Annotated in this window: 13 protein-coding genes; 4 read left to right on the top strand and 9 right to left on the bottom strand. The window is 55.3% G+C overall.

The features are described 5' to 3' along the window. Window positions 1–18: 18 nt before the first annotated feature. The 5 genes from rplK to gloA form a co-directional block, all read right to left on the bottom strand. Complete coding sequence (gene rplK / locus SIB42_RS03795) at window positions 19–444, bottom strand: 50S ribosomal protein L11 (RefSeq protein ID WP_067096075.1); 426 nt, start codon at window positions 442–444, stop codon at window positions 19–21. 110 nt (window positions 445–554) lie between these two features. Next, window positions 555–1223, bottom strand: coding sequence for a transcription termination/antitermination protein NusG (gene nusG, locus SIB42_RS03790; protein ID WP_067096071.1), 669 nt, complete (start codon window positions 1221–1223; stop codon window positions 555–557). Between the two features lie 51 nt (window positions 1224–1274). Beyond that, the gene (secE, locus tag SIB42_RS03785; RefSeq protein ID WP_067096068.1) at window positions 1275–1523 is read right to left on the bottom strand and encodes a preprotein translocase subunit SecE; all 249 of its coding nucleotides are present in this window, start codon (window positions 1521–1523) and stop codon (window positions 1275–1277) included. A 97-nt stretch (window positions 1524–1620) separates the two neighbouring features. Next, complete coding sequence (locus tag SIB42_RS03780; protein ID WP_067096065.1) at window positions 1621–4386, bottom strand: ATP-dependent Clp protease ATP-binding subunit; 2766 nt, start codon at window positions 4384–4386, stop codon at window positions 1621–1623. A 15-nt stretch (window positions 4387–4401) separates the two neighbouring features. Further along, complete coding sequence (gene gloA, locus SIB42_RS03775; RefSeq protein ID WP_067096306.1) at window positions 4402–4803, bottom strand: lactoylglutathione lyase; 402 nt, start codon at window positions 4801–4803, stop codon at window positions 4402–4404. Between the two features lie 145 nt (window positions 4804–4948). On the opposite strand from gloA, the gene eno reads away from it, so the two are divergent. Further along, window positions 4949–6241 carry a phosphopyruvate hydratase gene (eno, locus tag SIB42_RS03770; protein WP_067096062.1) on the top strand — a complete coding sequence of 431 codons (1293 nt, stop codon included), beginning with the start codon at window positions 4949–4951 and terminating at the stop codon, window positions 6239–6241. A gap of 204 nt (window positions 6242–6445) precedes the next feature. Here eno and SIB42_RS03765 read toward each other — a convergent pair whose 3' ends face one another. The 4 genes from SIB42_RS03765 to argJ are packed head-to-tail and all read right to left on the bottom strand — an operon-like array spanning window position 6446 to window position 10483. After that, on the bottom strand, window positions 6446–8128 hold the full coding sequence (locus SIB42_RS03765) for an ABC1 kinase family protein (protein ID WP_067096060.1): 1683 nt from the start codon (window positions 8126–8128) through the stop codon (window positions 6446–6448). Beyond that, window positions 8125–8436, bottom strand: a complete 312-nt coding sequence (locus SIB42_RS03760) for a hypothetical protein (RefSeq protein ID WP_067096057.1) — start codon at window positions 8434–8436, stop codon at window positions 8125–8127. Before SIB42_RS03760 ends, SIB42_RS03765 begins: the two co-directional genes overlap by 4 nt. A gap of 57 nt (window positions 8437–8493) precedes the next feature. Then, window positions 8494–9204, bottom strand: a complete 711-nt coding sequence (locus tag SIB42_RS03755; RefSeq protein WP_197459899.1) for a hypothetical protein — start codon at window positions 9202–9204, stop codon at window positions 8494–8496. 43 nt (window positions 9205–9247) lie between these two features. Then, the gene (gene argJ, locus SIB42_RS03750; protein ID WP_067096052.1) at window positions 9248–10483 is read right to left on the bottom strand and encodes a bifunctional glutamate N-acetyltransferase/amino-acid acetyltransferase ArgJ; all 1236 of its coding nucleotides are present in this window, start codon (window positions 10481–10483) and stop codon (window positions 9248–9250) included. 105 nt (window positions 10484–10588) lie between these two features. Between argJ and coaE the strand changes: the two genes are divergently transcribed. The 3 genes from coaE to SIB42_RS03735 all read left to right on the top strand — a co-directional run bounded on the left by coaE (window position 10589) and on the right by SIB42_RS03735 (window position 15781). Beyond that, window positions 10589–11230 (top strand): dephospho-CoA kinase, encoded by a 642-nt coding sequence (coaE, locus tag SIB42_RS03745; protein ID WP_231856433.1) that lies wholly within the window; start codon window positions 10589–10591, stop codon window positions 11228–11230. A gap of 113 nt (window positions 11231–11343) precedes the next feature. After that, window positions 11344–12681 (top strand): hypothetical protein, encoded by a 1338-nt coding sequence (locus tag SIB42_RS03740; protein WP_156485211.1) that lies wholly within the window; start codon window positions 11344–11346, stop codon window positions 12679–12681. A 1126-nt stretch (window positions 12682–13807) separates the two neighbouring features. Beyond that, a complete protein-coding gene (locus SIB42_RS03735) occupies window positions 13808–15781 on the top strand; it encodes a hypothetical protein (RefSeq protein WP_156485210.1) in 1974 nt (657 codons plus the stop codon). Window positions 15782–15987 lie beyond the last annotated feature (206 nt).

Genomic DNA, 15987 nt, shown 5'->3' with positions numbered 1-15987 from the left:
ATGACTGGCGCTGGAGCGTCAGTCGCTGATGGCGACGCCCATGTTGCGGGCAGTGCCTTCGATGATGCGCATGGCCGACTCAACGCTGGTGCAGTTGAGGTCGGGCAGCTTGGTCTTGGCGATTTCCTCAAGCTGGGATCGCTTGATGGAGCCAACGCTTCCCTTGGCGGACTCTCCGGAACCTTTAGCGATTCCAGCAGCCTTGGTGATCAACACGGACGCTGGGGGCGTCTTGGTGATGAAGGTGAAACTGCGGTCTTCAAAGACCGAGATTTCCACCGGAATCACGAACCCGGCTTTGTCCTGGGTGCGGGCGTTGTACTCCTTGCAGAACGCCATGATGTTGACCCCGTGCTGACCGAGGGCAGGACCCACGGGCGGTGCAGGGTTGGCTTTGCCGGCCTGAAGGGCCAGCTTGATCACAGCTACGACTTTCTTGGCCATCGGCGGACGGAGTTGAACATCTGCGGATCACCTGGCCCTCGGGGCAGGTGCGGCGGGGTGAAGAACCACCCCTCAGGCCGCCCTCCGCAGGGAGACGGCCGCCGCCAATATCAGTTCTGCTTGCTCACCTGGGAAAACTCAAGTTCGACTGGTGTCTCACGACCAAAGATGGAGAGGAGTGCCTTGAGCTTGCTGCGCTCACCCGACACCTCAATGACCTCACCCTGGAAATCCTTAAACGGGCCGGCAGTGACCAAAATCTGATCACCCTCAATGAGATCGACTTTGACAACCGTCTTCTTCTCGGCAGCACGCTTGAAGATGCGGTCGACTTCCTGACGACTTAAGGGGCGTGGCTTGATATGACCACGTGCTTTACCGGTGGCACGACGATCTTCCGCCCCGACAAAGTTGATGACGTTTGGGGTGCTGCGCACGGCCATCATCGTGTCTTCATCCAGCACCATGCGCACAAGCACATAACCGGGGAACACTTTCTCCTCAGTGGACTGGCGGCTGCCGTCTTTTTTGATTTTTACCGCAGGCGTTTCGGGAATTTCGATCTCAAGAATGCGATTACTCACACCGAGCGTCACAGCCCGCTGCTCGAGCGTGGCCTTCACCTTTTTCTCGCAACTTGATGCCACCTGAACCGCATACCAGCGGGCAACGCCCGTGCGGATTGTGGGGGTTTCAAGGGTGCCCTCTTCTCCGTCATTCGGCGCAGGAAGATCAAGCACCTCACTGGAGTCCGACTGGCTTTGATCGAGATCAGACACGAGGCAAGGCAGGAGCGAAGGATGAACTGGGAAAATGCACCGGATCAGGACTCAACGGAACACCTGGGACGCAGCCCAGCCGTAGAAGCGACTCAGAGCGGCAATGGCCGCAGCGGAGAGGCTCACCATCAGGATCACGGCGATGGATTCGCTGAACAGCTGTTGTCGGCTGGGCCAGACCACAAGCTTCAACTCTTCAAAGGTGGCTTGCAGAAAACCGCCCTTTTTCTCAGGCTGTTCAGGGCCTAATGAGGGGGGGGGCGTCGCTGCTGTGGTGTCCTCGGAAGTGGGGCTGGTCACGGATGACGGATCAAAAAGTCGTCTGGGCCGGTGCTGACGCCGGCTTTTAAGGCACGTGACAGCAATTGAATATCGTACCGGACGCCTCAATTAGAGGTTATTCAGGCTCGAACAAGAAGGGGGCGTTCGGAGTCGCTCCAGCCTGCACACGAACCGCCTGAGCACCGCTGAAACGCTCCTCCAGCAACTCAGTCGCCAGGGGATTCTCCAGACGACGACGCAGCACCCTACGCAAGGGCCTCGCTCCATACTCCGGCTCATAACCGAGGCTCACGATCGCTTCAATCACACCTTCCTCAACGCGCAGCTCAAGCCCCTGCTCTCTCAGCAGCGTGGCCAGATCAGCCAACTGCAGGCGCACAATTTTGTTGAGATCGTCGAGTCCAAGAGGCTGAAACCGGATCACTTCATCGATGCGGTTCAGGAATTCAGGCCGAAAATGTCGCCCCAGAGCTTCATCCACAGCCCCATCTAGAGCGGATGGATCACTTGGTGCTCCCGCTTCCCTGTCCTGGCGAGCTGATTCAAGAATGGCCCGGCTGGCCAGATTGCTGGTCATCACGACCACAGTGTGGCGAAAATCAACCGTGCGCCCCTGCGAATCGCTGAGACGTCCGTCATCGAGCACCTGCAACAGCACATTGAACACATCAGGGTGAGCCTTCTCCACCTCATCGAGAAGCAACAGGGCGTAAGGACGACGACGCACCGCTTCGGTCAGCTGACCTCCTTCCTCGTAACCGACATAACCGGGGGGGGCCCCGAGCAAGCGCGCGACCGCGTTGCGCTCCATGAACTCGCTCATGTCGAGGCGCACCATGGACTCCTCCTCGTCGAACAGTTGGCCAGCGAGAGCCTTAGCCAGTTCGGTCTTGCCCACACCTGTCGGCCCCAGAAACAGAAATGAACCCACGGGGCGTCGAGGATCCTTCATGCCGGCTCTGGCCCTACGAATCGCCGCGGCCACAGCCCCCACGGCATCGAACTGGCCGATGACACGCTCCCCCAGGCGCAGATCAAGCTCCAGCAGCTTCTGACGTTCGCCTGCCAGCAGGCGCTGGATGGGAATCCCGGTCCAACGGGCCACCACATCGGCAATGTCCTCGGCTTCCACCTGCTCCCGCAACAGTGCCGTGCCTTCTTGCTGCGCCTTCTTGAGCGACTCCTCCAGGTCACTGCGACGCTGCTGAAGACGATGCAGCTGGTCGTACTGAAGCCGCGCAGCTTCTTCCAGATCGCCCTGGCGCTCTGCTTCAGCAACGGCATGGCGTAGATCCTCATCTTCCTGCAGTAGCTGGCGCAGTTCCTGCAGCTGTTCCCGCTCTGCCTGCCAGCGCTCACGCAGCTGAGTGAGTTGAGACGAAGCCTCAAGTCGCTGGCGCTGAAGCTGCACACGCTCCGATTCAGGAGCCTGCTCTGCCGCGAGCACAGCCAGTTCAACGCGACGCAGATCCATCTCGGCGTCCTCCACCACCTGGGGCTTAGACGTCACATCCATCTTGAGTTGTGCCGCCGCTTCGTCGATCAGATCGATGGCCTTGTCTGGCAGGCAACGATCACTGATGTATCGATCGGCAAGGCGTGCAGCAGCCGTCACTGCGGCATCGGTGATCGTCACGCCGTGATGCAGCTCGTAGCGCTCCTTCACGCCCCGCAGAATCTCGACGCTGTGGTCGATCGAAGGCTCGGAGATCTGCACCTGCTGAAAGCGACGGTTCAGAGCTGGATCCTTTTCCACTGTGCGGCGGTAATCCTCTGGCGTGGTTGCAGCAATACAACGCAGATCGCCTCTGGCCAGAGCAGGCTTGAGCAGGCTGCCAGCGTCGGCACTGGAGCGGTCGCTGTTGACCACGGTGTGCAATTCATCGATGAACAGCACCACTCCAGCCTCTGGATCACTCACCTCCTGCAGCACCTCTCGCAGGCGCTCCTCGAACTGCCCGCGAAATTTGGCGCCAGCGATCAGAGCACCCACATCCAAGGCAACAAGCCGCAATCCCTGAAGCGATTCCGGGACTTCGCCGGCAACGATGCGTTGGGCCAGCAGCTCGGCAATGGCCGTCTTGCCAACACCGGGCGCTCCGATCAGAACAGGATTGTTCTTACCCCGACGCGAGAGCACCTTGATCAAGCTGCGGATCTCGCTATCACGACCGACCACAGGATCCAGGAGGCCCTGCGCCGCAGCGGCAGTGAGGTCACGGGCATAACGATCCAGCGCCATGGGCTCTGGCTCATTGGCCAGGTCAAGCGCCGAATCTTCAAGGGGGTCCGACGGCCCTTGCCCGATCTGAACAGGCTCAGTCAACGACTGAACAGGTGGAACAACAGGCGTTGGCGCTGCTGAACGAATCACAGGAGCAGGAGGATTGAGCGGTGGAGAGGCAGCGGATGGGGTGGGTCTGCGCAGCTCGGCCTCCAGGCGATCAGCCGGCAAGCCGAAACGAGACAGCAGATCAGCGCCGATCCGTGGATCACGGCCGATGGCGATCAAGAGATGCGACACATCGATCAGCCTTGACCCCCAGAGCCCACGCACGCTGTCGGCCGCCTCGAGCAAGGTCTCAAGATCTTCACCGACAAACAGCTCATCACCTCGGGCCATGGGCTGGTCTTCCAGAAAGCCCTCGAGCTGATCGAGCAACTGGTCTTGAGGCAATGGCAATGTGGCCACGTCCGCCTCAAAGCGTGGATCACTGAACAGAGCCTGCAGCAAATGCTCCACATCCAGATCACCGTGACGCCAGCGACGGGCTGAATCCTGGGCAGAGAGCAACAGCTCCCAGGCGTCATCGCTGAAACGATCTGGCTCCACCGTGAGACTGGCTGGAGGTTGAGGGGTCACGCCGAAATCGGATGTCATCGCGGGCGACTCCACTCAAGCGGCCGTCGATCGGGACGCAAGCTCAATCAGCTCCACCTTGTATCCATCGGGATCCTCCAGAAAAGCGATCACCGTGCTGCCGTGCTTCATCGGGCCCGGTGCGCGCACGAGCCTTCCTCCTCGCTCAGCGATCCCCGAACAGGTGGCATGGATGTCCTGCACCCCGAGAGCGATGTGGCCATACCCATCACCCAGGTCGTAATGCTCGGTGTCCCAGTTATGCGTGAGCTCCAGCACGGTGTGATCCCTTTCGTCGCCGTAGCCCAGAAAGGCCAGTGTGAAACGACCGGAGGCATAGTCCTTGCGGCGAAGCAACTGCATGCCCAGGACATCGGTATAAAAAGAGAGCGATCGCTCCAGATCTCCAACCCGAAGCATGGTGTGCAGCATGCGCATGATCGGGGTCAATCGCTGTCACCAGCATGGTGCATCCCCAAGATCAGCGGTAGAGGAGCAGCAGGGGTCGTGGCCTGTTGGCAGGGATGAGGAATCAGCGTTGCAGGGGGACCCATAGGATCGCCAAGTCTTTGATCCGCATCACGTGTTCGATTCCCTCGACCTCGTCATCGACACCATCGTGGCCCGTGAGGTGCTCGACTCCCGCGGAAATCCAACGGTGGAAGCCGAAGTCTTGCTGGAAGGTGGAGCCAGTGGTCGGGCCATCGTGCCTAGTGGTGCCAGCACCGGTGCCCACGAAGCCCACGAGCTGCGCGATGGCGGCGATCGCTACATGGGCAAAGGCGTCATCCAGGCCGTGAATCACATCGAGGAGCGCATAGCCCCCGCCCTCTGTGGACTCTCTGCCCTGGATCAGGCAGCCGTAGACGCAGCGATGTTGGAACTCGACGGCAGCGACAACAAGTCCAGCCTCGGCGCCAACGCAATCCTCGCGGTGAGCATGGCCAATGCCCGTGCAGCGGCCAATGGTCTTGGACTGCCGCTCTACCGCTATTTGGGCGGACCGATGGCCACGCTGTTGCCGGTGCCATTGATGAATGTGATCAATGGTGGCGCCCACGCCGCCAACAGCCTGGATTTCCAGGAATTCATGCTGGTTCCCCATGGCGCCCCAAGCTTCCGAGAGGCGCTGCGCATGGGCACCGAAGTGTTCCACACCCTGAAGGGACTGCTCAAGGACAAAGGCATGAGCACCTCCGTGGGTGATGAAGGAGGCTTCGCTCCTGATCTGGGCAACGTGGAAGCGGGCGAGATTCTGGTGGAAGCGATTCAAAAGGCCGGCTACAAGCCTGGCGAACAGATCGCCCTGGCTCTGGATGTTGCCAGTACCGAATTCTTCGAGAATGGTCGTTATGCCTTTGATGGCGGCAGCTACGACAGCGCTCAAATGGTCGGCCAACTTGAACAGTTGGTTGAGAGGTTCCCCATCGTTTCAATCGAGGACGGCCTTGCCGAAGACGACTGGGAGGGATGGAAATTGCTGACCGAGCGCCTCGGCGGCAAGGTGCAACTGGTTGGTGACGACCTGTTTGTTACCAACACCAAACGCTTGCAACAGGGCATCGACAGCGGCACCGCCAACTCGATCCTGATCAAAGTGAACCAGATCGGTTCTCTCACTGAAACTCTTCAGGCCATCGACCTCGCCGGTCGCTCGGGATACACCAGCGTGATCAGCCACCGCAGCGGTGAAACCGAAGACACAACCATCGCCGATCTCTCTGTCGCCACACGGGCTGGTCAGATCAAAACGGGTTCTCTGAGCCGAAGTGAGCGGGTTGCCAAGTACAACCAGCTGCTGCGCATTGAGGATGAACTGGGCAGCCAGGCTGTCTATGCCGGTGCAGTGGGCCAAGGCCCCCGCGGCAACGCCTGAATCAGCTCATCAGAACGCAAGGTAAGTCATTACATCAAGGATTTACGACTGCGGCGAGAAGGCAAAACAAAAACTTCAGACGCACTCAAGAAAAACAGGCACGGACAAAATTACTATTACATGCCGCGAATTAAGATCAAATGATTTAGCTAACTGCTTGAATCATTCACCTCAAAACAACCAGAATTTGGCAATTAAGCCAAATTAACGTTGTGAAGAAGACAAGGACTCCATACGCGCATCCTTGCGAAGTTTGACCTGGAGCTTGAGCCAGCCCATTCCGACCGGGACAGCCGCACCTAATGGCAGCAGAGCCCAGAGCGGACGAACGCTGGCACCGATGACAGCCGCCGCCAGAGCAAGTCCTCCGAGCAGCACCGACTGACCAATGGATTGCTGAGCGGTGACCATGCGGCGGAACTGACGATCCGATTCACCCATACGGATCTGGAGCTGCAGATCTCCCTGTTCAAGTCGCTCGAGACTTTCATCCAAGCGACGGGGAATCCCTACGGCCCGAGAACTGAGGGCGCCCACCTGACGGCCAAGTTCATTGAAGAGATCATTGGAACCGGATCCACTGGAAGTCATGAGAGGCAGCAGATAAGGCTTAGCAATCCCTACCAGGCTAAAGCCGGGATCAAGGCTGCGTCCCACGCCCTCAAAAGTCGACAGCGCTCGCATCACAAAGATCAGCTCCACCGGCAGACGAAACGGTTGGCCATACACCAGCTCGTAGAGATCACCCGACAATTTGTCGATCACCGAAGCGCTGAAGGGAGGCGTGAGTGCATCCCGCAGCATTAGACGAACCAAACGCCGCACAGGCCCGAGATCCACATCTGTGGCGATAACACCAGCCACCTGCATCTCCTCCACCAAAGCCGATGCATCGCGAGACGCTGCTGCCCGAACCATGGAACCCAGCCGTCGTCTCAACCGCTCGGACAGCTGCCCCATCATTCCGAAGTCGTAGTAGATCAGGGCACCATCGCTGGCAACCGCCAGATTTCCGGGATGGGGATCGGCGTGGAAAAAGCCGAAACGCACCAACTGCTGCAGGTAGCTGGCGGCACCGATCTCAGCGACCTCACCCGGATCAATGCCAGCCGCCAGGAGTTCAGGACGATTGTTGATCTTGATGCCCGGCATGTAATCGAGACAAAGGACCTGACGGGTACTCAGCTCCCAAATCACACCGGGAACACGAATGCGGGGGTCATCCAGAAACTGCTGACGAAAGCGGGCAGCGTGCTGTGCTTCCAGACGAAAATCCAGCTCACGCAACAGCACACGCCGGCATTCCTGAGCGATGGCCACCCAGTCACGACCTCGGCCCCACTGAGGATGACGCTGCAGCACGGATGCCACCTGTTGCATCACCTCCAGGTCAAGCCGGAAGAGCGACTCCAGACCGGGGCGTTGAATCTTGAGCACCACCTGACGACCACTGCGCAGGCTGGCTCGATGCACCTGGGCCAACGATGCAGCTGCAAGAGGGTTTTCATCGAGATCAATGATCTCCGCACAGCGCGCACCCAGCTCTGCTTCCAACAGAGCCTGGGCCTGATCAAACGGAAAAGCCGGAACCTTGTCCTGGAGATCAGCCAGTTCAGCGACCCAGCCCGCCGGTAGCACATCAGGACGCGCCGAAAGCAATTGACCGAGCTTGATGAACGCCGAACCGAGATGGAGCAATTCCCTGGTCAGCCAGCGGGCGCGCTGCTGCTGACGGGTCTGACGACGCTCCGGAGAAACCCCGCCTGGGTACGTCCAACCACAGCTGTCCCACCAGAGCAGGAACAGCAGCACCAACACCGTGCGCCAAATGCGCAGCGCTCTCAGCCCCCTGCGCCAAGGGAGAGGGCGCGCCCACCAACGACTCAAGACCGTTCCTCCAAGCGCGTGCTCAAGTCAGCAACCTGAGCACGCAGCCGATCGATACGCTGCTGCAGCGACTCATTCTCTGTGCCCGAGCGCTCAGCTGCGGATGCTGAGCGGGGCTGTTCCTCGTGTTGCAAACGTTCGGCTTCTGCCTTGACCTCTTCCTGAAAGAGATCCCATTCCTGCCGAATGCGCTCAGGCGCATCTTGAACAGCAACAGCAACACCAGCAGCTGCATCGGCCACACCTTCACCCACCCGGGCGATTAGACGATTCATCGCCGCTCTCAACAGGGCGTCCGGGGGAGTCATGGCCTGACTAGCGATGAAGAAACTGTGGCAGATACGCCGACAGGGTTGTGACCAACCTCAGGGCGCCAGTGGAGTCGACGGTGCTGTGGCCGGTGGTGCGTTGATGATGAGCGACTCATCGATGGCTGGTTGAGTGGGAGTAACCGCAGGCTCAGGAGTGGCAACAGCGGCAGATTCCGGTTCCGGCGCCACTTGAACAGAAGGCTCGACGAAAGGGTCAGTGGCAGTCGCCGGCTCAGGCGCAACCACCTCATCGTTGGGAGTCAAAACCTCAGCGGGCTGAGCCCCATCGGCACTCTCCTGCTGGTCAACATCCAGAGCAGGTGCCGCCACTGGTGCAGCAGTGGACACTGGCTCCTCTTGATCCGTCCCAGGCTGTGACACAGCAGCCTGCTGCGCTTGCTCAAGCTGCTTCACTTGCTTGGCGATGGCGTCGGCCTGCTCGTTGGCCTTGCGCTGCTCGGCATCCAGAGCTTCCTTCGCAGCAACGTCCCCCATCAACGGTTGATCAGCGCCATACCGTCGTCTCAATCCATCCAAGGTCTCTCCAGGAAAGCTGTTCGGGCGGAACGTGGCCTGCTGAGGCTTTTCCAAGGTCTGCCGCATCAACACCACCCGCTGGGTGATGCCGTAACCGAGAGCAAAACAAGCGCCCGCCACAAGAGGAGCCACCCAGTAACGAGGGCGCCGAGGCCGCTGCTGATCAGAGGTGGTCGTAGTCATCGCTCGGGCAGGTACGAACAACACCGAACTGTCGGCGCGGCCCATCTTCGCCTCTGATCGCCGGTGCTGCATCACCTCCTTGAATTGATCAAGTTGTGTAATCGGCGTTGATGCGCACGTATTGATCAGACAGATCGCAGCCCCAGGCACGACCTTGGCCAGGACCGGAGCCGACCAGCAGACGGATCACCACAGCATCATCGTCTAGGTAGTGGCCTGAGGCCCGCGCTCGCAGATAGGTCGCCGCCGCCTCCCGATCAAAGCCAAGCGGCTGACCGTTCACCATTAATTGATGCTCTCCGATCCAGAGAGAAACCGCCTGCGCATCAAAGTCCACTCCTGAGCGTCCAGCCGCCGCCACGATGCGGCCCCAGTTGGGATCACGGCCATGCACAGCCGTTTTCACCAGCGATGATCCACACACAGTGCGGGCCATCTGCAATGCGTCTGCTTCTGATGCAGCTCCCTCCACCAGCACTTCGATCAGGCAGGTCGCACCCTCTCCATCTCGAGCGATCGAACGCGCCAGGTATTGAGCGACCAGAGTCACTCCCTGTTCAAGCCGATCGAGCTGATCGGCCGGCAGAGGTTCACCCGCGGTAAAGGCCAAAAACGTATCGTTGGTGCTGGTATCGCCGTCCACGGTGATGGCATTGAACGATCGCTGAACGGCACGGCGAACCATGGCCTGCCAAGCCTCTGATGGCACTCCGGCATCACAGGTGAGATAGCCGAGCATCGTGGCCATATCCGGGTGAATCATTCCAGAACCTTTGGCCATCCCGCCAATGCGCACAATGCGGCCTTCAATCTCGGCCTCAACAGCGATCTGCTTCTCCACTAAATCCGTGGTGAGGATCGCCTTCGCTGCCGCTGAACCGCCATCGACTGCAAGAGCCTCCACGAGCGGATCCAGACCGGCCAGCAACAGCTGCATCGGGATTGGCACCCCAATGACACCCGTCGAGCAGATCAAAACCTGATCACTTGATAGGCCCAGCCGATCTGCCAGAACCTGAGTGGCCCGCTGGCTATCGATCAGACCACGGTCTCCGGTGCAGGCATTGGCCTGGCCAGAATTAATCAGTACAGCTCTGCAAAATCCCTCGCTGGTTTGCAAGCGCTCAGCACAGAGGTCAACGCAGGCTGCACGCACCACCGAGGTCGTGAAGGTGCCGGCACAGACAGCATTGTGCGGCGCCATCAACAAGGCGAGGTCCGGTTTACCGGAGTCTTTCAGGCCAGCTGTAATGCCGGCAGCTTGAAAGCCCACTGGAGCAGTTACTCCGCCTGCAACAGCAGACCAGCAAACAGATTGCGCCATCTAGATATCCAGCGAGGCAAACCACAGCCTTATTTAATGCCGGCAACTGCCGCCATAAACCGAACCCGCAGAGACAGACTGATGCTCTATCTGTTCTCCTCTCTCTTGAGCGCAACGCCACGCTGGCAAGGAACGCAACGCCGCATTGGGTTAACAGGAGGTATCGCGAGCGGCAAAAGCAGTGTGGGGAGCCACTTGGCAGAGCTCGGGCTGCCGGTTCTGGATGCCGACATTTATGCCCATGAAGTCTTAGCCCCTGGAAGCCCCGGCAACACGCTCGTTTATCAGCGCTATGGGCCGACCATCGCGGAGCCCATCAATCCAGCTCAAAGAGCAACTGAGCAAGACCGCAGTATCAACAGAATCGCCCTGGGCCAGATCGTGTTCAACGATCCCGAAGAGCGGCAATGGCTAGAACAACTGATCCATCCGCTGGTGCGCAGGCGTTTTGAAGCCGAGCTGGCACGCCTTCGCCATGAGCCTAGGGTTGTACTCATGATTCCTCTGCTGTTTGAAGCCCGTTTGGATGGGCTCTGTAGTGAGATCTGGGTCGTGCACTGCGAGAAAGAGCAACAAATGGAACGACTCATGGCGCGAGACGGGCTCAGCGTTCAGGACGCCGCAAGACGGATCCATGCCCAGTGGCCGTTGCGCAAAAAATGTCAACACGCAGATCGGGTAATTGATAACAGCGGGAATCCAGAGGCATTCAAAGAAGTACTTGAAACGCTCATCAGGCATATCTGAACTGACTATCTGAAATAGCCAGCCCTGTGACCAAAATCACAGGTTCATGAAAGCCAGATCAAGGGATTAATCACACGAGCAGAGAACACTTAGTTCATCAGCCAAGTCGGCCGATGAAATCATTCTCTTCTCAAAGAACAATGCCAAGCAATCCTTCCAAGCGCGCTGTTGCCGCCACCTTTGCTCTGTTGATGAGCGTCGGCGCAGGTGGCGAGCTACTACAGCCCCGGGGAGCACAAGCCATCAGCCCCAACCAACAGGCGCAAGCACTCCGCGCCATTCAAAGCGCAGGCTGCGAACTTGAGTTTCAAGGCCTTAGCAGCGCAAGAATTACCTGCTCCAGCCAAGCCATAGCAAGACTGGTTCAGCCTCAGCTCAACAACAGCTCACTGAAGCTCTACAACAGCAGAGGAAAAAGCTATGCCCGCTTCAAAATTGGTCCCACATCGCAACAAACGAAGAAAATTTCAAACATCTATTACAACCCGAGTGGACCACTCAATCTGAAAATCATGCCCGACAATCTCAACAGTCGGAGCATGCTCCTTACAGGCACACGCGAAGGCTTGCGCTTAACAACATCCTTCGAAAGCTCTGGAACTGAATTTCAAGTCGAGGATAAATGGTTTGGATCATGGAAAGACCATGCTGTCCCTGACCTGCACTGGAATAACGGTCGAGTTACCGCCAATCTTATCCTCAACAGAAACATGACGCTGTCGAACATCTCCAACATTGGCGTGGGTGGACAGTGGTCAATCAGAAGTGGCTTTGATGTCATTCCTGACAGTTTTATGAACAATAAAGTACGAGAAAGGCTCAATGGCGTATTCCAAAACTATCTGCCATCCATCAATACTTTAATCACACAGCAAATGAATACACTGATCCGCAGAATCCCAGATGCACGGGCCCAACGCGCCCAATTCAGCTTCAGCAACGGTAACATTTCAGCCACAGTACCCCTAACGAATCGTGCTATCTCTGATCCGCCACGATCAGCGACTCAACGCCTGACCCTAAGCAAGGCTTATCGCATCAAAGATGACGAGACCTTCAGAAATGAGTTCAAAAATTACAACGAATCATCGACTATCAATGTAGAACGTGAGGCTAGCGCCACCGCATTCAAGCCCTCCGGACGCAGCAATAGCCCGCGACACTGCGCAGGCGGAGAAGTCAGAATCGAAGACTGGGATCGCGTTGAAGTTGATAACAGGGGGGTCGCCAAGATCTGGGTCTCAATGGAGCTTTATGAGGGAACTTCTTGTAACAGCAATGACCTTGACGGACGCAGGATTGGAGTTCGACGCAATGGCACATCTGTAGGATCACCCTTCATGATTGTTCGCCCTGGTCAAACAATCAGCAAGACATTGCGGGTGAACAACACTTCTGAAGGCGGGGACTACGGGCGAATCACTTATACCTTCTCGAACCGCAACCGCTGATCACTTCTCAAGACATCTCTCACCAGCACAAAGCTCCCCAAAAACAGGGGAGCTTTTTATATGTGATCACCACTACAAATGCCACGGACACTGTTAATGCATAAAATAAATTTGACATGTTCAAAATAAAATCAAGAGATGCAGAGACATTAAACCCAGCATTGCTTCGATGAGCTTTCAACAAGCATATAGATGCGCAAATCCCACCGAAAATGGTCTACTCAACAGTCGCAAATCAGTAAAATGCAAAGGAAATACAATTTCTGTACAGCAACAAGCCGAGGTTAGATAATAATTCGCGCCACGAACAGAACAGGGAGAGGATTGGCCCGGAACACAAGCAATCGAGCTTAACTAAGATGAAATTTTGAAATAAAAAACAGTCAACAAAAACTTAACCAAGCAGAATCAAACAATGGAAAACCGTGACACAAAGGGACGATATTTTAAGAGCACTTTCGGCAAATGGACCAGCCAACAATCCCTGAGCTTAATCGCCTTAGCAAAAAATCGAATATTTTGAATACTAAACTGCACCTGAAAACCATTCAATTCAAAAGTGCTAACTGCAGACATTCTATTTCCTATATGGATTTAAACATGAAATCACAATCAGAGTGAATCTAAACATGCTTCAGCAACGAGATCATTTGAACAGAAACCCAATGAAAAACAAAATAAAGATCGATTCTGTTCTGCCAGCAGGCAAAACTTCTATTTTTTCGCGAAAGTAAAAAAGAACCAATACATTCCACGAAGCCTTGGTCATGAAACCAAACGTTTAATGGAGTGGAACTCCTGGTTCACCTCCACAGATGAGCATCTACGTGGGTAACAAAAAAGGCTTCTCTATCCACTTGAGCGCCTTCAAAACGTATGCACTTAACCGCAGTCAAGGCATCACAAATACAAAAGCGCCTGCCTATCCAAGACAAACCTCATAGCCGACAACCCAAACAGGCGTAAGAAAAAACACCCTACCCAAGGCAAGGGAGACTACAAGGCCATCAGCAAACAAAGCAACTATTGAATAAGCTTCTTTAATGAAAAGAAGCAAAAATAATTAAACAGTCAAAATCTCGCTTAAAAGTTCAATATAGATTGAGAATGTCCGAATACTTTGAAGATGCGCAGTCTCGCCCTCTTCCCAGCAATTCTGAGCGGTATAGCCCTTGCCACAACACTTTCAACATCCAATGCCTCAGCCCAAACGCATAAGAAAAGAAACACATCCTCAGTAACAAATATTAAGAGGTCGCTAAACGCAAGGCAGAGCGCAGTCCAACTATCTATAAACACTCTTAGCGACTACAAGAGATTTAAGCAGGCTCTCTCACCGTTAGTCATCGCGGCATACAAGGCACGTGTACGAAAGACTGATAGCGGATTTATCGACGCAGTTCTCCGCCCCATCTACTCGAACCTCATTATTCGCAAAATCAACACAGATAAACGATTTAGACAACAAGCGAGCTTGACAGGAGCAACAGTGAAACTAGACATCCTCAAGACAGGAGAAGTACTTCTTTACCAGCGGGTGAGCTTTACCCCCGAAAAAGTCTTTAACTGTAATGACAAAAGTAGATCAGCCAATCTTATCTGCGTCAAGAGCACGAAAGAATTTACCTCTATAGAGTCCAAATATGACAAGAATCAATACCGCACTCTAGAAAAGCAAGTCAGAATATTTAAGTCGACATATAAAACGAATCATGCGCTTGCGTCAAGACTAAGAGGCTGGAATTTACAGAAAATGAGCACCCTACAAGCCGCTTACACAGGACTTGCTGCGATGCCCGTAGTCCGAGAACGTGTATCAAAATTTATACCTGCCGCTGTCTTTGCGTATAGCAATCCACGCGATGGAGCAGGAAGTACTTCAGGACAAACGGGAGGGCAATCTCCAGGCACATCGCCAGGACAAAATATCAGGATTCCAAGAGGAGGAGACGTCATGCCAGGCGCAGGAAACCTCCGGTCTTCAACCGAACAAATAAACACGGGGTGGAAAGAATTTGATCCCGAAAAACTTAAAACCTTCAATCACCAAATACTACTAGCCTCAAACAAAACAACTGAGAGGCTTCTGAAACCCCACAAACCACTTGCGTGGGCTGTCAGCAATGAAGGAGAGAGAACTCAGTACGAACTACTCAACGGATTCACGAACAACCACCGAGCTTCAATCGGCGACCGCTGGAACATCGTTTGCGTTGACTACAACCCTTTTTGGCCTGGATGCACACAGTACTGGTTCGGATTCGAACTCAGATATGGATATCTTTACGGCATACGAGCCGGCTTCAACGTTACGACCACAGCGCGCCTAACCAATTCGAGGAGTCGCTCGGGGGCAATTACCATCAATGTGAATACGGGCAATAAAAATGCGGCCGATTTCAGAGGCAGCAACTTACGCAACCAAGATATTTTTGGTGGAAAGGAGCTACTCGCGAGACTATGTCAACAAAACAGCTGCTCTTTCGCACTTCTTGGCGACATGCCAGGTCCAGACCCGTTATCAACAGATTTGACACGATGGACAGTCCCAGAAGTCGACTTCCTGAAAAAACTTCCAACCTGCAATCAAATGCGGAGACGCTATGGCTCAGGCCTCCAATGCTCTGCCCTTGATTCAATCCGCAATGGACAATATAACTGGCCAAATGCATCATCAACAGTCAACTTAGCTCGAATGGTGGCACCAGTTGATCTATTTGCGGGCCAGCTACAATATGGCGTAGCAGGCGCAGAGGCGAATCCTTATCTAGCACTGAACACTAGAGGCAAAGGTTATAGACAGCACTGGCGTAAAGCAAACGGCAGCAACCAACGAGTCAGCTCAAGAACAAGTCATCTGAACTTCAACTTCAATCGAGCTGGAAACTTAGCAAATCCACTTGTCACAGGAAAGAATAACGAATACGACTTCAACTTTTCTATTACTCCTGGATTTGCACTCAAGGCACAAGTGGTGGGTTATGGATTAGGGCCTTGGCACATAGACATCGATGCTCTTGCAATTAATTCTCCGACGTTTACCCTATACAGGCACAGTGGCACATGGAATGGGGCATGGACTGGAGTACCAGAAGGATAAAGCAATAATAACTACTGCGCCAATATGCAAATACGAGCATCACATTTAAGCCACACCTGAACTACACTAATATCAACCCAACCACCACCTTATGTAAAAGAAAATGGGCATTATGGCCAATCGTATTCTAATGTCCATTTTACTTTTTCACGACCATTTCGAGAACACAGTAAGCACGACAAAGCCCCTGCTAAAGCAGGGGCTTT

It is taken from the genome of Synechococcus sp. MIT S9508, from assembly GCF_047303045.1.
Taxonomy (GTDB): domain Bacteria; phylum Cyanobacteriota; class Cyanobacteriia; order PCC-6307; family Cyanobiaceae; genus Synechococcus_C.
This window is presented reverse-complemented; position numbering and strand designations above follow the sequence as displayed.